This window comes from Thermoproteus uzoniensis 768-20, from assembly GCF_000193375.1.
Lineage (GTDB): Archaea > Thermoproteota > Thermoprotei > Thermoproteales > Thermoproteaceae > Thermoproteus > Thermoproteus uzoniensis_A.
This window is the reverse complement of record NC_015315.1, coordinates 1,822,457-1,839,493: the sequence shown is the minus strand read 5'-3', so window position 1 is coordinate 1,839,493 and position 17,037 is coordinate 1,822,457. Positions and strand designations below refer to the sequence as shown.

Sequence of the window (17,037 nt, the reverse complement as noted above, 5' to 3'; positions counted from 1 at the left end):
CACCTCAAAGTTTGCCTCTTGATAAAACCCTAGCCGCAACTATCAACGGATGCCACACAGGCGCCGTGGCGGGCATGTAGCCTATATCGGCGAAGAACAGATCCTCTATAGTGGCGCCGCGCTCTACGGCCACCGCCGCTATATCGGCGTAGGCCGCCACTATGTGGTCCCAGCCGAGCACTTGGACTCCCAGAATCCTCCCGGACTGATCCGCCAACATCTTCACGTGGACTGGGGCATAGCCGGGGTAGTACTGGGCCTTTGTCCTCGCCTTGATCACCGCCTTGTCGTACTTGATGCCGAGCTTCTGCGCCTCCTCCTCGCTCAAGCCGGTCCTCGCTACGTACAGGTCGAAGAACTTGGTGACCGCGGTGCCCACCACGCCGGGGAACCTCAAGACCCTCCCCTTGACTGCGTTGCCGCCGGCCACCTGCCCCTCCTTATTGGCGGAGGGGGCAAGCGGTATCCAGACCTTGCGGCCGGTGACTCTGTGAACCTTCTCAGCCACATCGCCTGCGGCGTAGACGTCGGGAGCGCCGGTCTCCATGTATTCGTTGACAGCGACCGCGCCGGTTTCGCCCAGCTTCGCGCCGGCCTTCAACGCGAGGTCCGCGTCGGGCTTGACGCCCACGGCGAGTATCACCTTATCGACCTTATACTCGCCCTTCTCCGTCACAACCGCCGAGACCTTCCCGCCGAATCCCCTGAACTCCACCACCTTCTCGCCCAAGTGGAGATCCACGCCGCGCTTCTTCATCTCCTCGGCCAATACGGAGGACATATCGGCGTCTAGGGCCGCCGGGAGCAGTCTGTCCATCATCTCGAAGAGGATCACCTTCTTGCCTAGATGGAGGAGGGCCTCCGCCATCTCCACGCCTATGTACCCGCCGCCGACTATGCCGACCGTCGACGCGTCTGCGAGCTCCGACTTCAGCAGAGGCACGTCGTCGGGCAACCGCACCGTCAATATGCCGGGCAGATCGACGCCGGGGATCTTGGGCACGAGAGGCTTGGCCCCCGTGGCCACTATCAGCTTGTCCCACTGCAACGTCTCGCTCCTCCCGCCTCTGACGACCGTCACCGTCCTCTTGTCGGGGTCTACGTCTACCGCCTTGGCGTTTATGAGCACCTTTATATTCCTCTCTTTCTCGAACTCCTCGGGCGTATAGGTCATGAGGCTCTTGTAGTCGGCCACCACGCCGCTGACGGCGTAGGGTATGCCGCAGGGGGCGTGGGTGATCATTGAGCCGGCCTCCACCATGACAATCTCGGCGTTGGGGTCGAGCCTCCTGGCCCTAGCGGCCGCAGACGCGCCGGCCGCTCCCCCGCCTATTATGACTACCCTGACCATACAGCCGGCGTATTGTGTATTTAAATCAGTTGGCCCCTAGCCGCAACGGGCGCTCCGCAGATTCCGCTGGACGAATTGTTCGAAGACGGGGGCTATGGCGAAGCCGGGCAGTGCCTCGGCAGGCTCGCCGTCCACGAACGCGAATGTTGTCGGAGTACCCATAACCCCCAGCGCTGACGCGGTGAAGGCAAACCTCTCCACCTCGGCCTTGACGAAGTTGGCCAGATCTGCGTATTTCGCGCCTACATGTCTGAATATGGGGTCGAACGCTCTGCAGTAGGGACAAGTCCTCCCGAAGAACATCACAAAGGCCGCCCTACAGCTCTTGACCGCCTCGCCCAGCTCCTCCACGCTGTTCAACACATAGCCGACGGGATACTTCACCGAGCAACAACGCCGGCCGCCGGACAGGAGCTGGAGGGCCTTCCTTCTGAGTATCGCCTCCAGCTCACTTGACGTGTTCGACTCCGTAGACATATATGCCGTCGACCACTCCGAGGCCTCCCTCGCGGCCGTGCGGTGCCGGCTTCTCGTCTCCGTGGAGCTCGGTCGCCCTCTGGATATTGGCCGCGAACTGGCTGACGACGTCGCGGTCTATCCCCTCGACGACTATGTCCTCCTTCCCCTGTAGCTGGACCTTCACGGACTTAGGTATCTCGAGCACAATTTTGGACTTCCTGCCGAGGAAGTTCTCTATGGTGAGCTGGCTTCCCTGTACCTTGACCAACATAGGGAAGTGAGTGTATATTATCTTGAGCTTGTACCTCCACCCTCTGGTGACGCCCAAGAAGGCGTTCTTCAGCTCGCCCTTTATCGTGCCCAGTATTGCGTACTCCCTCTTCCTGGCCCCGAAGACCTCCAGCACGATCTTGCCCTCCGACATGGATATGGAGACCGGGACATTTCTGTAGACTCTCTCGATAGAGCCCAGAGGTCCCTTGACCGCCACCTTGTAGTCGAAAAGCCCTATCTTCTCCACCGACACGGAGACTCCTTGAGGAACCTCCAGCTCTTCGCGGGCGTAGGGGACGTGCACGGCCCTACGAAGAGGCCGTATTATAAATTTTGAACCGCGCCGGACCGTAAACAATAAAACGCGGCGCCGGCGACGTGGCGTGCGGATCTACCTTGCGACATCGAACCCTCACAAGGTTGCCGAGGCGAGGCACGTCCTCGGCGAGTACTCCATAGAGGTGGAGCAGAAGGACGTCGAGAAGCTCGAGATACAGGCAGACGACGTGGAGGCCGTCGCGGAGGTTGCCGCGAGGAGGCTGTGCGAGCTCGGCGAGGAGCTCGTCGCCGTGGAGGACGCCGGGCTTTACATAGATGCGCTCAACGGGTTCCCGGGCCCCTACTCGGAGTACGTCTACCGAACTCTAGGGATCGCCGGGATCCTCAAGCTCATGACCGGCGTAGAGAATAGATCGGCGCGTTTTAAGTCGGCCGTGGCGATATGCGTGGAGGGGTCTGTCAAGGTCTTCGCCGGGATCGCCGAGGGCTTCATAATAGGCGAGCCCAGAGGCTCTGGCGGGTTCGGATTCGACCCCATCTTCGTGCCTGCCGGCCACACTAAGACGTTCGCCGAGATGAGCCTGGAGGAGAAGTCGGCCTTCTCCCATAGAGGAAAGGCGTTTAGGGCCTTGGCCGAATGGCTCCTGGCCAGATCGCCCGAGAGGCAGCCGCCGATCGGCTAAGCGCGAGCGGCCGCCCGCCGAGAGTAGCATTTATAAACATAGTAGGTGGTTGATATGTGGACGTATTGTCGACGCCTCTGGCTGAAGTTGCGACGAAGAACGTGGTGACTTTAGGCGAGAAGGACAAGGTGATAGACGCCTTGCGCAAGATGGTCGAGCTAGACATAAGGAGGTTGCCCATAGTGAAGGACAAGAGCCTCCTCGGCATAATAACCGCGTTGGATATCCTGGACGCCATATACTCCTTCGTCGAGTCGGGCGGCAAATCCCTATACGGCGACGTCTACATGCGGCCCGCGATAGAGTTCGCCACGCGGAACGTCATAACGGCGAGGCCCAACATGACGGTGGGGGAGGCCATATCGCTCTTCCTCAAACACAACTTCGGCTCCATGCCTGTTGTCGACGAGGACGGAAGGCTTGTGGGAATCTTCACCGAGTGGGACGCCATGAAGATAGTGGCTCAGGCCGGGTTCCCCCACCAGATCAGAGACGTGATGACGAGGATCGTGTACGTCTTGACCAAGTACTCCACGGTCATGGACGCGCTCGAGGGCATCACAGTATACAGATTCAGGAGGTACCCCATAGTCGACGAGAAGGGCAAGGTCATCTCCATGCTACACGCGAAGGACGTGTTGCGCTACTTCGCCGACGAGTCGACGTTCAACAAGGCCAAGGAAGGCGACGTTGACGAGATCGTCAACGAATACGCCATCAACATAGCCAAGTCCCCAATATTCTTGGCCTCGCCAGACGACTACGTGACCGATATAGTTAAGAAGATGTTGGAGTACGACGTGGGCGGCGTGCCTGTCGTGGACAGAGAAAGCGGGAACGTGATAGGGATGGTCACCGAGAAGACGCTTCTCCTCCTCTTTGCTTGAGGACCATCGCCAGGAGGAGCCCGGCAAACGCAATACCTAAGGCGGACGCGACCGCGCCCAGGACGGCTGTAAGCAAGCCTAGAGACGGGTTCAACGTAGCGCCGACCGCGCCTCTTATCAGCCGGCAGTCGAGCCGCAGAGAGTTGAACTGAAGTACCCCCACCTGTCCCTCGAGTTGCCGCGACAGGGGCTGTTGATCGCAGTATAGGCTGTAGCCGGGCGAGGCCACGTAGACAACCGTCATGGGCTGGTTCTGTTCGCAAGACACCGAGAAGCCATCGGGCGTCGAGGCGAACTGACATGCGGAGAACGGGTAGCTCAAGCCTACGACCGCTAAATAGCTCTTGGCAGACGGCGGGAAGGCAATCCACGTGTATGGGAGCTGGGGCACGTTGTATCTAGTTCCGTTGACCACCAACGCGGATCCGTTGATCGAGACGGGAATAGTCGCGTTCGGCCCCACCAATATTTGGAACGTCGATGGGAAGGCCAGGACGAGCGCGGCCAGTAAAGGCAACAGGGCAGGAAGGCGCATGGAGGCGGGGAGGAGCTCCTTAATATATATTACTCTAAGGGGATCGATGTATTCTGAAAACGTTTTTATTTCGCAGGTAATCCCCGCGTCGTGGCCTTCGCCGCGTTGCACGAAGCGATTAGGGCGGCTCTAGCCGAGAAGGGGTTCAACGAGCCCACGGAGCCCCAGAGGCTGGCCATACCGCTGGTGCTGGAGGGCCGCAACGTCTTGATCATAGCCCCGACCGGGTCGGGGAAGACCGAGGCCGCCATACTGCCCGTCTTCTCCAAGTTCCTGGAGCTGGGCGCGACGGAGCCCGGCATATACATCCTCTACATAACCCCCCTCCGCGCCCTCAACCGAGATCTGTTGGACAGACTGAAGTGGTGGGGGGCCAAGCTGGGCATATCGGTCGACGTCAGACACGGCGATACCGACGAGGCGGATAGGCAGAGGCAGAGCCGCAACCCGCCGCACATGCTCATAACGACGCCCGAGATGCTCCAGGCGATACTCACCGGCAAGAGGTTGCTGGAGCACTTGAAGCAGCTGAGGTGGGTAATTGTTGACGAGGTGCACGAGCTGGCCGAGGACAAGAGGGGCGTCCAGCTCAGCGTCACTCTCGAGCGGCTTAGGTACCACGTCGGCAGGGATCTGCAGATAATCGGGCTCTCGGCAACCGTCGGCTCGGTCGACGAGGTCGCCAAGTTCTTGTTCGGCGTCGGGAGGCCCTACGAGGTTGTCCAGGTGAACGTGGTGAGGCACATGAAGTTGGAGGTAGTTAGGCCCATTCCCGACGATAGGGACCGCGCCGACGCCCAACGGCTGTCCACCCACGAGGACGTCGTGGCGCGTCTGAGGACTATAAAGGAGCTGGTCGAGAGGAATAGGACGACGCTCATCTTCGTTAACACGAGGAGCATGGCCGAGCTGTTGGGCTTCAGGCTCGCGCAGGCGTATCCGGACCTGCCCGCCTCGGTCCACCACTCATCGCTCTCCAAGATGGTCAGACTCTCCGTCGAGAATGGCTTGAAGAGCGGCAGGTTGAAGGCAGTCGTCGCCACCTCGAGCCTGGAGCTGGGAATAGATATAGGCCACGTTGACTTAGTGATCCAGTACCTCTCGCCGCACCAAGTCGTGAGGCTGGTCCAGAGAGTGGGCAGAAGCGGGCATAGGCTGACCTTGGTGCCTCGAGGAGTGATAATAGGCGACGACGTGAACGACGTGCTGGAGGCCTTCGAGATCGTCAGGAGAGCCAAGGCGGGCCTCCTCGAGGCCACGAAGGTGCCCTACAAGCCCTACGACGTCTTGGCGAACCAGATCGCCGCCTTCCTCATGTTGAGGCCCCGTTGGAAGCTCCAGGAGCTCTACGAGATTATCAAGAGGGCGTATCCCTACAGGGATCTCACCCTGGAGGAGCTCCGTAGAGTCGCCAAGTTCATGGACCAGCTGAAGCCGAGGCTGGCCCTCTACTTCGAGGAAGACGACGTGGTAGTGCGGCCGCGCAATAGGGGGTTCTACAGGTATTTCTTCGAGACGCTCTCCATGATACCCGACGAGAGGCAATACGCCGTGGTCGACGCCAAGACGGGCGAGCTCATAGGGACGCTCGACGAGGCTTTCGTGGCCGAGTACGGCACGCCGGGAGTCAAGTTCGTTTTTAGGGGGAGGCCTTGGCTGATAACTGAGGTAGATGGCAGAGCGATAAAGGTGGTGGAGGTGGACGACCCGTCGGGGGCCATACCGAGCTGGGTGGGCGAGGAGATACCGGTGCCGTTCGAGGTGGCGCAAGGGGTCGGGGCCTTGAAGAGAGAGCTCAGAGCCCTCGGCGATAGGGCCAAGGCGGCGGAGGCGCTCGTCCGCATGGGCATGTCTAAAGCCGCCGCCGAATACGTCGCCGAGGAGCTGTATAAACAGCCGCCCGAGTATCTACCCGACGACAAGACAGTGGTGGTGGAGCAGTTCGCGGAGAACGTCGTGGTGGTCCACGCCCACCTCGGCACGCTGGCAAACAGGACGCTCTCGAAGCTCCTCGGCGAGTTGTTGATCAAGGAGCTGGACATGCCGGTGGGCTTCCACCAAGATCCCTACTCGGTCATAATACAGTCCTCGCGGAGCCTCCCGGTCGAGGCCGTCGTGGCGGCCTTGAGGAGACTCGCCGATCTCCAGCCGGTGGAGCTGGCCGAGCTCGTGAAGTCGGCCCTCATAAAGTCCGGCTCCTTCAAGAGGAGGTTCCTCTACGTGGCCAAGAGGTTCGGCGCCGTGGACAAGGAGGCCGACATATACAGCGTGAGTATAGGAAAGCTCGTCGAGGCCTTCAGCGGAACTCCCGTGTTCGACGAGGCCTTGAGGGAAGCTCTAGAGCAAGATCTGGACCTCGAGTCGCTCTGGCGCGTCCTGCAACAGATCAAGGAGGGGAGGATATCCGTGAAGGTGGCGAGAGGCCCGACACATCTAGGCAAGGTGGCCTACGACAAGCTAGCCCATAGGCTCGAGGTAATACCGCCGGAGCGGCTGAAGAGGTTGGTCCTGGAGAGCGCTAAGGCGCGGCTCCTCAACACGACGATGTTGTTCGTGTGCGCCGACTGCGGCTGGACTGGACTGATGAGGGTGGGCGAGGTCTACGAGGTGAAGTGCCCCAAGTGCGGCGGCAAGCTGGGCGTCGTGAGGTACTTCTCCACCGATAACCTGGAGAGAGAGGTGAGGCGGAGGTCTGAGGAGGTCGTCAAGAGCAGAGAGATACTGGAGAGGTACGGCTGGAGGGGGCTGTACGCCTTGGCCAGCAGGATACCCATAGAGGAGCTGGAGGCCGTCTTGGCCAAGGCCGACGGCGCCGATCTCAACAAGCTGACCGAGCTGTTGGTCGAAAGCGAGAAGGAGCACCTCAAGGCGAGGTTGCTGGAGGCCTAATAGAGGCGGGAGGCCGGCGCGGGGCAGGCCGGGGTTAATTTAATAACGTCCCTCAGCCAGTCCGTGGAGCTTGCGCTGGTGGGGCAACTGAGGCCGAGGCTTTTGATCCCCCCGCCGCTGGCCGTCGTGGGGGGGTTCAGAATAGCCGAGCTCGTGGCGCTGGCCCTATGCGACAAGGCCGACCGCGTCACGATATACGTCGAGGGGCGTGATCTAGGCCTCCCGCTCGCCCTAGGCAGATATTGTAGACTGGAGCTTAGATACGGCGAGATACCTCCAGACGTGCCGAGGATAGACGTGTCCGTCGCACCCTATCTGTTGCGGGCGGGTTCCGTGGACTGCGAGGGCGTGCGCGCCGATCTGGGGCTCGGCGGCGGAGTCTTGAGGGAATGCAAGCCGCTTGAGACCTACGCCGACCTCGTCGCGAACAACGTGGACGTCATGAGATCCGCCATCGCGCGGCTGAAGGAGCTGGGCGTAGATCTCTTGAGGGGCGAGGCCGGCGGCGTCGTGAAGGGGGAGGCCGTTATATGGGGGAAAACCCACGAGTACACCTACGTAGTGGGGCCGGCGGTGATAGGGCCCGAGTCCGAGGTCCTCCCGTTCTCGTATATACGGCAAGGGACTGCCCTATACTACGGCGTGAGGGCTAGAGACGAGGTCAAGAACTCCATCGTCGACGCCTACACGTACAAGGAGCACCACGGATATCTCGGGGACAGCTACGTCTCGGCCTTCGTCAACTTCGGCGCGGGCACGACAGTCTCGAACCTCAAGAACACCCTAGGGCCCATAAGGCCCAGCTACAGCAATAGGCATTACGCTAAGCTAGGCCCAGTCATAGGGGAGTTCGTCAAGACCGCCATCGGCACGTTGATATACGGCGGGAAGTACATAGGCCCTCTATCACACGTCTACGGCCTCGTCGACACGGACGTGCCCCCGCTCGTCATATACAGAGACGGCGAGATTCGGGCCATGGACGGGGCCAAGATCCCCCAGCTCCTGGAGAGGGACTTGTCGAGATTCGGCCTCGGCCAAAAAGCGGCGGAGTACCTAAAAGCTCTGGAGGAGCTGACGGCCACAACGGATAAGTAGGAGATCCCCCGCCTCGGCATGGGACGTACGGGCTGGTTCGTCCTCCTCATCGCCTTCTCAGTAGGCGGGCTGATCTCGTCGGCCCTAGTCCTCTACATGTGGTACATCCTCGGCAGAATGCCCCCGGGCTGTTACTTGCCCCAGGCCATACTGCCGGGCGTCACCGTAGACTGCGTCGCCGTCCTGTCGAGCCCCTACGCCCACATAGGCCCGGTGCCCCTAGACGGCTTAGCCGCTGTCTGGTTCGTCCTCAACATAGGCCTAGTCGTCGCGTACTTCCGCACGTTCAAAAACGGCGTGCTCACGTCGCTCTTCTACTGGAGGCTTGTAGGTATCGCGGTACTGCCGTACCTCCTATACATAGAGCTAGTGGTCCTCAAGGCTCTCTGTCTATACTGCACTATAATGCATATATTTATAATAATTGATTTTATTTTAATTTCAATATTTTTGAAAAAGATATATATTTTGAAAAAATAAATTATTTCTTCTCTTTTTTCTTCTCCTTCTTCCCCTTCTCCTCCTCGCTTGAGGTCTCTATGCCCAGCTTCTTCGCCTCTTCCTCCGACGTCATGAACAGACTGGTCCTCTGCCTCCCGCCCATGTCCCCGCAGTATACTCACCACTAATAATCTTTTTCTAACCGTTAGGCGTATAAGTATCGCCGTTCGTTAGGGCATGCCACAGAAGCTGAAGTTCTACGATATTAAGGCGAAGCAGGCGTTTGAGACTGATAAGTACGAGACTGTGGAGAAGAATACTGCTAGAGGCCCCATGATATTCGCAGTAGCCACCTCGCCCTACACCGGCATAAAAGTCTGGCGCCTCATCGGCAAGAAGAAATAAACAAACAAACCCCCAATTTTTTTCTATTTTTCAATCTTCGTCGGCTTGCCCACGCTGCACACGCTTGCGTAGTTGAGGAGGGCCAAGACGGCGAAGATGGCCTCCTCGGTCCTGACAGTCTCGGTTCCCTGTCTCGGTATGAAGTTGAGGAATAGGCCCTTCAGCTCTACCCCTTCTATTTTCGCTATTTCGTCAACGCCGGCTCTCGGCCCGCCGAACACCACTAAGGTGCGGCCTACGGGCCTCGGCAAGCCCTCGCACACAGATCGGCCCTCCCTGCCCGTGTAGATCACGGTGTCGTAGCCGTCGGCCAGTTGCTTAAAGGGCTTGACCTCGACCTTGTATCCCCAGTAGTCGGGCGGCTTCTTGACCACGACAGCTCTATATATGTCGGGCCGGTCGGTCTCTGCCTCGATCTTCACCAGTAGGCGGGAGCCTATGGGGTAGGGCTTGGGGATCTTGGCGTATCTCCTGCCGCCTATATACACTAGGGAGTAGTACCCGTCCCACCTCTCGACGACGCCCTCTATCACGTCCCCTACGGAGGGCTCCTTCGGGGGTGTGTGGCTCGGTATCTTCAACGGCGGCAGTAGGCCGGCGAGCCTAAGCCTCCTATCTAACTTGAAGAGCTTCTTGCGCAGGTGGGGCGGCGTCGACGCGTATTCGAGCAATAGCCTCATCCGCTCCACCTCTTCCCAATCAACGTCGTTGCCGTATGTATATATTATCAAGTTCTCCGCCCGGAAGACGGCGGCCCCTCTTGCTATGTAGCCCAATTTCCTCACCTTGCTCTCCTCGTCGGGGGCCTCCGACAAAACGTCGTGAGGTACGGCGATGTCCACGTAGGGACGCGGCCGATATAAAAAGAAGCTAAGCCCCCTGCTCCTCCAGCTCGTCTATTATGCTCCTCAACTCGTCAAGCGCCTCCTCGACCAGCTTGCAGTCGCCGTCCTCCACGGCGGCCTCCAGCTCGTCCACGACATCCCTCAGCCTCTTAGCGAGCTGGCCCGCGGGCGCCGTCGACATCGCTACTGGCTCAAGACCCGCTTAAGGCCTGGGTAGACCTCCATCAAGCCCTCCTGCAATATCTGCGTGTAGTAGCCCAGCCCTATCTCGACGAGGAGTATGAGGCCTATCCCGGATCCCCACACGCCGAAGATATCGCCGATAGCCGCCAACGTGCCGGCGATCATTCCGCTGAGCAGTATAAGCGTGTTTATGGGCCTTTTGAGAACCCTCGCCATAATCCTCTCGCTCTGTCTGAAGCCGGGCACGTGGAGGCCCGACTGGACTAAGCTCTTGGCGTACTCGTCGGGGCCTATGCCTCCTATCTGCCCCCACAGCCAGGCGAAGACGGTGGCCAGCGCGGCGTAGAGCAGTATGTGGAGCACTATGTAGTCGGGGGTCAATATCCTGGCGGGGGTCATGGCGGTGAGCAACACGGCGAGCGCGGGGGATATGCCGCCTGTCAGCGCGGCTACCCCGGCGACTATCTGCTCCGCCAAGATGAGGGAGTAGGCCGTGAAGATTATGGGTATCACCGACACGTACATGAACCTCAGAGGTATGTTTATCCTAAAGCCCCAGTACTGCGTATAGGCGGCCGGTATGTTGACGTGCATCTGCTCTATGTAGACTATTATGTAGGCCAGGGCCAGAGTGGCGGCGAGGCTCACCACGTCGGGCAGGGCGATCGAGGGAGGCACTTGTCTGAACAATAGATCGAGTATCCCCGGGGAGATCCCGTGGATCGTGTTGTACACGGCGACGGCCAGAGCGGGCACGAAGCCGAGCGGGAGTTGCATGGCGGGGTAGTCGGCTGGGTTGATGTTGGGGAAGGTCGGCATGTTCCAGGAGAATAGATCTACGAAGAAGGTCCTGGTTATCGAGAGCAGTATTATCAGGTTTATGGCGCTTCCGCCGAAGCCCCACCCCTTGGCTATCATGTCGTCAAGCAGAATCACTATCTGGGTCGCGATTAACAGCTGGACGAACACCGCGAGGGCCTCTATGGGCGTCAGCTGGCCGAAGGTGCCTGTCGCTATCGTGGCCGCGGTCTCGCCGGCGGCCATGACCAGCGCCAGGAGTTTCTGGAAAGCAGAGAACCTAAGTCTGTCCTTCTTGTCGTTTAGGTCGAAGGGCAACAAGTCGGAGAACTGGAGTATCTCCATGATTATGCCGGCCACCACTATGGGGCCTATGCCCAGTTGGGCCCAAGTGCCGAAGGTGGTGCCGAATATCGTCGACACCAACGGGTTGTAGAATATGGACGCGGCGGCGCCGGTAGGCGCTGTCCTGTGTATCCCCCAAAGCGGCGTGATGGTCATTATGATGTAGACGAGGGCGGCTAGGGCGGTCCACATTAGGCGGGTTGATAGAGGCAACGCCTTCTTGGGCCTCTGGACCGTTATAAGCCGCTCCAAAATGGGGTCTAGAGACTCCATTATCTGTGTATGACGCCGTGGACTATGCGGACCTCGCCGCCCGCCTTAGCGATCTTCTCGACGGCCGCGCGGGTCGCCACCGGCGTGTAGACCACCAGAGGCCGCGAAACCTCTCCGCCGCCCAGCAACTTGTTGTAGCCCAGCTTGAGCAGATCCACGACGTATCTCCCGCCCTCCTTAACCGCGGCGCCGCGGCTCTCCATCTCCTCGACCAGCTCTTCCAGCCTGCCCACGTTGATGGGCCTCCACTCTACCGATATCTGTTTAGGTTGTTTGAAGCCGTGCTTGCCGTAGAAGGGCCAGCCCGACGTCTCCTCTGCGTGCACCATCACGAAAGACCACTTGTGTTTGTGAAATCCCACCATGCCCTTGCCGCCCGACGAACCGCTTTTCCTGTGTTGGCCCACCCTACCCCAGCCGTGAGTCCTCGTGCCTCTCCTGTACTTAATCGCCGGCTTAAAACGGCGGACCATCGCTGAACTTTATTAGCCCCTATATAAGCTTTGACTCTATGGAGGAGCTCTTGAGGGCGCTGGTCCAGTGCAGGAGATGTCCCAGGCTCGTGGCGTATAGGGAGGGTGTGCCTCCGTTGCCTAAATTCGCCGGACAGGCCTACTGGAGGCGCCCGGTCCCTCCCTGGGGCGATCCCAAGGCGAAGATAATGGTGGTTGGCCTGGCGCCGGCCGCGCACGGGGGGAATAGGACCGGCAGGATGTTCACCGGCGACTCCTCAGCCCAGTTCCTCTTTAGGGCACTACACGCAGTGGGCCTCTCCAACCACCCCTACAGCGTCTCGAGAGACGACGGGACAGAGGTGAGGTGCGTCTACATAACCTCGGCGGTCAAATGCGCGCCGCCGGGCAATAGGCCGAACGCTGAGGAGCTCGCGAACTGCTCGCCTTGGCTGAAGGCCGAGCTGTCGCTCGTGAGGCCGAGGGCCGTCGTGGCGCTCGGGAGGGTGGCGTGGGTAGCCGTGTTTAGGGCCTTGGGCTCGCGGCCGCCCGAGTTCTCCCACGGCGCCTTCGCGGACGTGGGGCCCGTAAGGGTGTACGCGTCGTATCACCCCTCGCCGCGCAACACCAACACGGGCCGGCTCGACCTCGAGGCGCTGGAGGCCGTTCTCAAGGCGGCCAAGGCCTACGCCGGATGTCAGTAAGGCCTCCAGATCTGCCTCTGCCTTTCCCTAGCCTTGAGGAATACGTAGAGGTAGTTGCTGATAACTTCGGCGCATTTTATACACCGCTCGCCGTTCTCGCCGAAGGCCTGGCTCTCTAAGCAAGCGGCGCATTTGCTCACGTCCTCGGGAGGCTCTGCGCCGGCTACCTCCTTGACGAGCGCCGGTAACCTCTTTATATCCTGGAAGTGCCCGTAGGGGTCGTAGCCCAATATCCCCTTAGCGAGCGCTTCCACCGACACGTACGCGTTGTAGCAAGCAGATCTGTGATCGCCCTCCTCAAGGGCGGATATCGCGTCGTTGAGATGCCTCACGTGGCGCTCATACCACTTGGGATGTATCATCATGTCGTGCTAATCGCTTTCCATACTTAAACTTTTTCATAGAATTGAGACGCGAACTTTATGTCGTGCACCGACGCGAGGTGTCTGGCGGCGTCCTTTATTGAGAAGAACCGCTTGCCGCATTTCCTACACACTATGTGTTTCGCCCCTCCCTCCTCCACTATCTGGAGATAGGCTGAAAGCTCCTTGGGCACGTCCATATTACCCCCTATGTATCCGTATTTGTGGTTGTCGCAGGCATCGACGAGGCGGGGCGCGGCCCCGTCGTGGGCCCCATGGTGTTGGCTATTGTTGCGGGAAACGAGAAGGCGTTGAGGGCGCTCGGCGTCAGGGACTCCAAGGAGCTGTCCAGGAAGGCCCGGGAAAGGCTCTACCCGCTGATATTGAAGTCGGCAGAGTGTGTAAACTATGTAGTTTTAGAGCCCCACGTGATAGACGAATGGGCGGCGTCCCACAAGCTCAATCTGTTGGAGGCCGAGGAGGCCGCGAAATTGATGCGGCTGTGCGACGCGGACGTATACTACGTGGATAGCCCCGACCCCAAGCCGGAGCGGTTCTCCGAACTGCTCTCGAGGATGTCGGGGCGTAGAGTAGTGGCCATGAACAAGGCCGAGCGCGTGCCGCAAGTGGCGGCCGCCAGCATTGTGGCCAAGGTCGTCAGAGACCGCCTGGTCGATATGCTGAGATCTGAGATGGGCGATTTCGGCTCGGGCTACCCCTCAGACAGCAAGACTATCTCCGCGCTGCGCTCGGGCAAGATAGCTGTTGAGTGTATTAGGCATAGCTGGGGCACTCTGAAGAGGTTGAAAGGCGACGGACAGTCGATGGTCCAGTAGCGTCTCCCAGGCGGAGGGGGCCGCGCCGCGATCGCTGGAGCTTTTTAATTTCGGGGACCTCTATCTCCGTGAGCGTCTTGAAAGAGAGAGCGCTCCAGTTCCTGGAACACGCGCGCTACGCCCTAGAGCGCGGGCACTACGAGCTGGCGCTTTTCCACATCCAACAGTACGTCCAGCTGTACTCAAAATATCTGCTCTACAGAAGGCTGGGAGATTTCCCCAAGACGCATTACCTCCGGGATCTTCTAGATAGAGTGGTGGAGATCTACGGCGCCGTCTGCGGACTTCCCGACTTCCTGAAGAAGTGGAGCGCGAATCTGGCCGTTCTGGAGTACGCCTATATCTCGTCTAGGTATCTGCCCTATAAGGCGAGGCGGGAGGACGCCGAGGCGGCCCTGCACCTGGCCGATGAGTGGGGCTCTATAGCGTTATGTCTAGAGAATTCGTAGAGCTTCTGAGGCGAAGAGCGGAGGCGAGGAGGGCCGTCGTCGCGAACCTCGACCGCTACCTCGCAGAGATAAAGAGGATAGCCACTGCGGCAGATCCAAGCGCCGAGGTGTTCCTCTTCGGCAGCTATGCCAGAGGCGATATGCGCCCGGACAGCGACATAGATATATTGATTGTGTCGGACCTCTATGGCGGCGAGCTGGCCAAAGCGGCCCAGCTGGCTAGTATAATAGAGGAGGGGCTTGGAGTGAGGGGGATCTTCGAAATACACGTAACCACTAGGGAACAGTTCGAGGGGTGGTATAGAAGGCTCATAGATGTACTAGTGAGGGTCTGACCTCGAAGAGGTAAGCGAGAATCTCTCCCGGCTCGAGGCCGGAGACGCGCCGAGGTCGGGGGCGTTCGGCGAGGCCGGCGCTAAATGTTTAAATATTAGCCGGAACACGGTACGGCGATGAGCGCCGTAGATCTTTCGATGTGGGAGCCGAGGACGCGCCTCGGCCAGCTAGTCAAGGAGGGGAAGATAAGGACCATAGATGAGGTCTTCGCGGCGAATATGTTGATAAAGGAGCCCGAGATAGTCGACGCGCTTCTCCCCAATCTGAAACAGGAGCTCTTGAGTATAAACATCGTCCAGAGGCAGACAGACGCAGGCGAGGTGAGCCAGTTCCAGGCCGTGGTCGCGTTGGGCAACGAGGACGGCTACGTGGGCATAGGCATAGGCAAGGCCCGCCAGGTCAGGCAAGCCATAGAGAAGGCCGTCAGGGAGGCGAAGCTCAACATAACGCCGGTCAGAAGGGGATGCGGTTCCTGGAGGTGTTCCTGCGACGAGCCTCACTCCGTGCCTTTCGTGGTCGAGGGCAAGTCAGGCAGCGTCGTGGTTAGGCTGATACCGGCCCCAAAGGGCGTAGGGCTCGTGGCGGGCGACGTGGCGAAGGCCATACTGAGGCTCGCCGGCATAAAGGACGTGTGGACCAAGACGTTTGGCGACACGAGGACCACGTTGAACTTCGCGCTCGCCACCTACAACGCGCTGAGGAATACCTATAGGTTCAAGATATGACCGCCGTAGTGGAGGGACAAGCCGAGAGGGCCGTATATCCGCGATACGCCGTCATAAGGATACGCGGCGTCGTGAACACGCCTAGGGAGGTAGAGGCTACGTTGAGCTATCTGAGGCTCAGGAGGAAGTTCGTGATGTCGCTTGTGGTGGCCAAGCCCGACGTCGAGGGCATGTTGGAGAAGGCCCAGAGCTGGATCACTTGGGGCGAGATAGACGCCGACACCTTGGCCCAAGTCTTGGCCAGAAGAGGCAGAATAGTCGGGGACAGGCCTCTGACAGAGGACCATCTGAGGAAGTACGGGTGGCAGAGCTTCGAGGAGCTGGCGCTTGCGTACGTCTCCGGCGAGATAGAGAGGATAGCTTGTCCCAAGAGGGGCACTTGGCCTAGGAAGGAGGGGAAAGTGCTATGCGTGCCCTACATGAAGCCGTTCTTTAGGTTACATCCGCCTATCGGCGGCTTCAAGGACGTCAAGAGGAGCTTCGCAGAGGGCGGCGACCTCGGCTATAGAGGCCCTGCTATAAACGAGTTAATAGCCAGAATGATCTAAAAAGCCGCCTACTGCCTCAGGACCAGCCCCCTCCCCGGCTCGATCTCCACGTCGAAGGCCTTGCGGCTGTGGTTCGTCATCCTCATCTTCTTGATTATTAGATGGCGCCTCACCTCCCTGGCGCTCTCCACGTCGTCCATCCACATGTGGATCACCCCGTCGGCTATATGCTCCAGCCCGAAGCCGTAGGCCTGCCCCGTGGTGGGCGCGTACTGGCTGGTGAGAAGCGCCGTTACGTTATCGCGGTGGGTCGCTATCTTCAGCTGGTACGAGTACTTCCTGGCCATGACGGGTTTGTCCACCCAGAACGCCGACATGGAGTCTATCACGAGGCGGACGTGCCTCACGGGGGCGCCTCTGCCCTCCTCGACAACCTCCAGCACCTTGTAGGCCTCGCCTATCGCCTCTATCAGCGTGTCGACCGAGAGGGCGGCGTAGCGTTTGACCTTATCGGAGCTCTCCTCCTTCGACTTTTCAGTCAACTGCCTCGCCACCTTCAAGAGGCCGAAGATGTCGACGACCACTATCTGGGGCAACTCCTCGGGCTCTTTCCGCCAGCCCAGGCTGTAGGTCGGGTACCTCCCGAAGTCCATGCCCAGTTGCCTCGCCTGGACCACCACGTCTCTGTATTCCTGCTCAGTCGTGACGTAGACGACGGGGTCGCCTGCCTTCAGCCCCGCGTACGCGAAATGCATGGCGAGTATGGACTTCCCGACGCCCGGCTCCCCCGTGGCCACCACCCAACTGCCCTTGGGTATCCCGCCCTCAAGCGCGTCGTCCAGCTCCTTAATGCCCGTCGAGATCCTCTCGACCTCGGACACGTCAGATCTGGAGGGCGGATAAATAAGGTTGAGCCGGGCCCAGTTAGCCGATGCGGCGGT

At 59.7% G+C, this 17,037-nt stretch carries 24 protein-coding genes; 12 read left to right on the top strand and 12 right to left on the bottom strand.

Features of this window, described 5'->3' with window-relative positions; translation table 11 throughout:
* Positions 1 to 4: 4 nt before the first annotated feature.
* Genes TUZN_RS10350 through TUZN_RS10340 form a run of 3 tightly spaced genes read right to left on the bottom strand, consistent with a single transcriptional unit; the run spans position 5 to position 2,387 of the window.
* Entirely contained in the window at positions 5 to 1,351 is a 1,347-nt protein-coding gene (locus TUZN_RS10350; RefSeq protein ID WP_013680921.1) for an FAD-dependent oxidoreductase, read from the bottom strand.
* 36 nt (positions 1,352 to 1,387) lie between these two features.
* Entirely contained in the window at positions 1,388 to 1,828 is a 441-nt protein-coding gene (locus tag TUZN_RS10345; RefSeq protein WP_052886251.1) for a thioredoxin family protein, read from the bottom strand.
* Complete coding sequence (locus tag TUZN_RS10340; RefSeq protein ID WP_052886250.1) at positions 1,800 to 2,387, bottom strand: 50S ribosomal protein L6; 588 nt, start codon at positions 2,385 to 2,387, stop codon at positions 1,800 to 1,802. Before TUZN_RS10340 ends, TUZN_RS10345 begins: the two co-directional genes overlap by 29 nt.
* A gap of 79 nt (positions 2,388 to 2,466) precedes the next feature.
* Between TUZN_RS10340 and TUZN_RS10335 the strand changes: the two genes are divergently transcribed.
* Together TUZN_RS10335 and TUZN_RS10330 are read left to right on the top strand one after the other, a co-directional pair.
* Positions 2,467 to 3,045: an XTP/dITP diphosphatase gene (locus TUZN_RS10335; RefSeq protein ID WP_013680918.1), complete on the top strand. Its 579-nt coding sequence runs from the start codon at positions 2,467 to 2,469 to the stop codon at positions 3,043 to 3,045.
* Positions 3,046 to 3,101: 56 nt separating this feature from the next.
* Positions 3,102 to 3,932 carry a CBS domain-containing protein gene (locus TUZN_RS10330; protein ID WP_013680917.1) on the top strand — a complete coding sequence of 277 codons (831 nt, stop codon included), beginning with the start codon at positions 3,102 to 3,104 and terminating at the stop codon, positions 3,930 to 3,932.
* On the opposite strand, the gene TUZN_RS10325 is transcribed toward TUZN_RS10330, so the two are convergent.
* Positions 3,898 to 4,467 carry a hypothetical protein gene (locus TUZN_RS10325; protein WP_052886249.1) on the bottom strand — a complete coding sequence of 190 codons (570 nt, stop codon included), beginning with the start codon at positions 4,465 to 4,467 and terminating at the stop codon, positions 3,898 to 3,900. The two genes, TUZN_RS10330 and TUZN_RS10325, sit on opposite strands and share 35 nt — an antisense overlap.
* Positions 4,468 to 4,557: 90 nt before the next feature.
* Between TUZN_RS10325 and TUZN_RS10320 the strand changes: the two genes are divergently transcribed.
* From TUZN_RS10320 to TUZN_RS10310, 3 genes are all read left to right on the top strand, one after another.
* Entirely contained in the window at positions 4,558 to 7,356 is a 2,799-nt protein-coding gene (locus tag TUZN_RS10320; protein WP_013680915.1) for a DEAD/DEAH box helicase, read from the top strand.
* A gap of 63 nt (positions 7,357 to 7,419) precedes the next feature.
* On the top strand, positions 7,420 to 8,454 hold the full coding sequence (locus TUZN_RS10315; RefSeq protein WP_013680914.1) for a sugar phosphate nucleotidyl transferase: 1,035 nt from the start codon (positions 7,420 to 7,422) through the stop codon (positions 8,452 to 8,454).
* Positions 8,455 to 8,472: 18 nt separating this feature from the next.
* Positions 8,473 to 8,934 carry a vitamin K epoxide reductase family protein gene (locus TUZN_RS10310; RefSeq protein WP_013680913.1) on the top strand — a complete coding sequence of 154 codons (462 nt, stop codon included), beginning with the start codon at positions 8,473 to 8,475 and terminating at the stop codon, positions 8,932 to 8,934.
* A 1-nt stretch (position 8,935) separates the two neighbouring features.
* On the opposite strand, the gene TUZN_RS11565 is transcribed toward TUZN_RS10310, so the two are convergent.
* Positions 8,936 to 9,058 (bottom strand): hypothetical protein, encoded by a 123-nt coding sequence (locus TUZN_RS11565; protein ID WP_013680912.1) that lies wholly within the window; start codon positions 9,056 to 9,058, stop codon positions 8,936 to 8,938.
* Between the two features lie 74 nt (positions 9,059 to 9,132).
* Between TUZN_RS11565 and cc1 the strand changes: the two genes are divergently transcribed.
* The gene (cc1, locus tag TUZN_RS11380) at positions 9,133 to 9,300 is read left to right on the top strand and encodes a DNA-binding protein CC1 (RefSeq protein ID WP_013680911.1); all 168 of its coding nucleotides are present in this window, start codon (positions 9,133 to 9,135) and stop codon (positions 9,298 to 9,300) included.
* 23 nt (positions 9,301 to 9,323) lie between these two features.
* Here the strand turns inward: cc1 and TUZN_RS10300 are convergent, their stop codons facing one another.
* Genes TUZN_RS10300 through TUZN_RS10290 form a run of 4 tightly spaced genes read right to left on the bottom strand, consistent with a single transcriptional unit; the run spans position 9,324 to position 12,217 of the window.
* Complete coding sequence (locus TUZN_RS10300; RefSeq protein WP_013680910.1) at positions 9,324 to 10,142, bottom strand: putative RNA uridine N3 methyltransferase; 819 nt, start codon at positions 10,140 to 10,142, stop codon at positions 9,324 to 9,326.
* 28 nt (positions 10,143 to 10,170) lie between these two features.
* Complete coding sequence (locus TUZN_RS11375; RefSeq protein ID WP_013680909.1) at positions 10,171 to 10,326, bottom strand: hypothetical protein; 156 nt, start codon at positions 10,324 to 10,326, stop codon at positions 10,171 to 10,173.
* Positions 10,327 to 10,328: 2 nt separating this feature from the next.
* On the bottom strand, positions 10,329 to 11,744 hold the full coding sequence (gene secY, locus TUZN_RS10295; protein WP_013680908.1) for a preprotein translocase subunit SecY: 1,416 nt from the start codon (positions 11,742 to 11,744) through the stop codon (positions 10,329 to 10,331).
* Positions 11,744 to 12,217 (bottom strand): uL15 family ribosomal protein, encoded by a 474-nt coding sequence (locus TUZN_RS10290; protein WP_013680907.1) that lies wholly within the window; start codon positions 12,215 to 12,217, stop codon positions 11,744 to 11,746. Before TUZN_RS10290 ends, secY begins: the two co-directional genes overlap by 1 nt.
* A 38-nt stretch (positions 12,218 to 12,255) precedes the next feature.
* Between TUZN_RS10290 and TUZN_RS10285 the strand changes: the two genes are divergently transcribed.
* Positions 12,256 to 12,900 (top strand): uracil-DNA glycosylase, encoded by a 645-nt coding sequence (locus TUZN_RS10285; protein ID WP_013680906.1) that lies wholly within the window; start codon positions 12,256 to 12,258, stop codon positions 12,898 to 12,900.
* Here the strand turns inward: TUZN_RS10285 and TUZN_RS10280 are convergent.
* Both TUZN_RS10280 and TUZN_RS11300 read right to left on the bottom strand, forming a co-directional pair.
* Positions 12,894 to 13,265: a HEPN domain-containing protein gene (locus TUZN_RS10280; protein ID WP_013680905.1), complete on the bottom strand. Its 372-nt coding sequence runs from the start codon at positions 13,263 to 13,265 to the stop codon at positions 12,894 to 12,896. The two genes, TUZN_RS10285 and TUZN_RS10280, sit on opposite strands and share 7 nt — an antisense overlap.
* 23 nt (positions 13,266 to 13,288) lie before the next feature.
* Entirely contained in the window at positions 13,289 to 13,462 is a 174-nt protein-coding gene (locus TUZN_RS11300; RefSeq protein ID WP_013680904.1) for a hypothetical protein, read from the bottom strand.
* Positions 13,463 to 13,486: 24 nt separating this feature from the next.
* Here TUZN_RS11300 and rnhB point away from each other — a divergent pair, with 24 nt between their 5' ends.
* The 5 genes from rnhB (at position 13,487) to TUZN_RS10255 (ending at position 16,156) form a co-directional block, all read left to right on the top strand.
* Complete coding sequence (gene rnhB / locus TUZN_RS10275; RefSeq protein ID WP_013680903.1) at positions 13,487 to 14,098, top strand: ribonuclease HII; 612 nt, start codon at positions 13,487 to 13,489, stop codon at positions 14,096 to 14,098.
* Positions 14,099 to 14,166: 68 nt separating this feature from the next.
* Positions 14,167 to 14,547 (top strand): HEPN domain-containing protein, encoded by a 381-nt coding sequence (locus TUZN_RS10270; protein WP_013680902.1) that lies wholly within the window; start codon positions 14,167 to 14,169, stop codon positions 14,545 to 14,547.
* Complete coding sequence (locus TUZN_RS10265; protein WP_013680901.1) at positions 14,529 to 14,882, top strand: nucleotidyltransferase domain-containing protein; 354 nt, start codon at positions 14,529 to 14,531, stop codon at positions 14,880 to 14,882. Before TUZN_RS10270 ends, TUZN_RS10265 begins: the two co-directional genes overlap by 19 nt.
* Positions 14,883 to 14,999: 117 nt before the next feature.
* The gene (locus tag TUZN_RS10260) at positions 15,000 to 15,608 is read left to right on the top strand and encodes a 30S ribosomal protein S5 (RefSeq protein ID WP_052886248.1); all 609 of its coding nucleotides are present in this window, start codon (positions 15,000 to 15,002) and stop codon (positions 15,606 to 15,608) included.
* A complete protein-coding gene (locus TUZN_RS10255) occupies positions 15,605 to 16,156 on the top strand; it encodes a 50S ribosomal protein L30 (protein WP_013680899.1) in 552 nt (183 codons plus the stop codon). The genes TUZN_RS10260 and TUZN_RS10255 overlap by 4 nt, the downstream gene beginning before the upstream one ends.
* An 8-nt stretch (positions 16,157 to 16,164) precedes the next feature.
* Here the strand turns inward: TUZN_RS10255 and TUZN_RS10250 are convergent, their stop codons facing one another.
* Positions 16,165 to 16,977, bottom strand: a complete 813-nt coding sequence (locus tag TUZN_RS10250) for a KaiC domain-containing protein (protein ID WP_052886247.1) — start codon at positions 16,975 to 16,977, stop codon at positions 16,165 to 16,167.
* Positions 16,978 to 17,037: the final 60 nt, after the last annotated feature.

What these genes read in the sequence shown, in the direction of transcription:
- TUZN_RS11375 (WP_013680909.1), bottom strand. Translation starts at nt 10,326, where the DNA reads ATGTCGACGGCGCCCGCGGGCCAGCTCGCTAAGAGGCTGAGGGATGTC.
- TUZN_RS10325 (WP_052886249.1), bottom strand. Translation starts at nt 4,467, where the DNA reads ATGCGCCTTCCTGCCCTGTTGCCTTTACTGGCCGCGCTCGTCCTGGCC.
- TUZN_RS10265 (WP_013680901.1), top strand. Translation starts at nt 14,529, where the DNA reads ATGTCTAGAGAATTCGTAGAGCTTCTGAGGCGAAGAGCGGAGGCGAGG.
- cc1 (WP_013680911.1), top strand. Translation starts at nt 9,133, where the DNA reads ATGCCACAGAAGCTGAAGTTCTACGATATTAAGGCGAAGCAGGCGTTT.
- TUZN_RS10285 (WP_013680906.1), top strand. Translation starts at nt 12,256, where the DNA reads ATGGAGGAGCTCTTGAGGGCGCTGGTCCAGTGCAGGAGATGTCCCAGG.
- TUZN_RS10290 (WP_013680907.1), bottom strand. Translation starts at nt 12,217, where the DNA reads ATGGTCCGCCGTTTTAAGCCGGCGATTAAGTACAGGAGAGGCACGAGG.
- TUZN_RS10310 (WP_013680913.1), top strand. Translation starts at nt 8,473, where the DNA reads ATGGGACGTACGGGCTGGTTCGTCCTCCTCATCGCCTTCTCAGTAGGC.
- TUZN_RS11565 (WP_013680912.1), bottom strand. Translation starts at nt 9,058, where the DNA reads ATGGGCGGGAGGCAGAGGACCAGTCTGTTCATGACGTCGGAGGAAGAG.
- secY (WP_013680908.1), bottom strand. Translation starts at nt 11,744, where the DNA reads ATGGAGTCTCTAGACCCCATTTTGGAGCGGCTTATAACGGTCCAGAGG.
- TUZN_RS10345 (WP_052886251.1), bottom strand. Translation starts at nt 1,828, where the DNA reads ATGTCTACGGAGTCGAACACGTCAAGTGAGCTGGAGGCGATACTCAGA.
- TUZN_RS11300 (WP_013680904.1), bottom strand. Translation starts at nt 13,462, where the DNA reads ATGGACGTGCCCAAGGAGCTTTCAGCCTATCTCCAGATAGTGGAGGAG.
- TUZN_RS10280 (WP_013680905.1), bottom strand. Translation starts at nt 13,265, where the DNA reads ATGATGATACATCCCAAGTGGTATGAGCGCCACGTGAGGCATCTCAAC.
- TUZN_RS10350 (WP_013680921.1), bottom strand. Translation starts at nt 1,351, where the DNA reads ATGGTCAGGGTAGTCATAATAGGCGGGGGAGCGGCCGGCGCGTCTGCG.
- TUZN_RS10260 (WP_052886248.1), top strand. Translation starts at nt 15,000, where the DNA reads ATGAGCGCCGTAGATCTTTCGATGTGGGAGCCGAGGACGCGCCTCGGC.
- TUZN_RS10255 (WP_013680899.1), top strand. Translation starts at nt 15,605, where the DNA reads ATGACCGCCGTAGTGGAGGGACAAGCCGAGAGGGCCGTATATCCGCGA.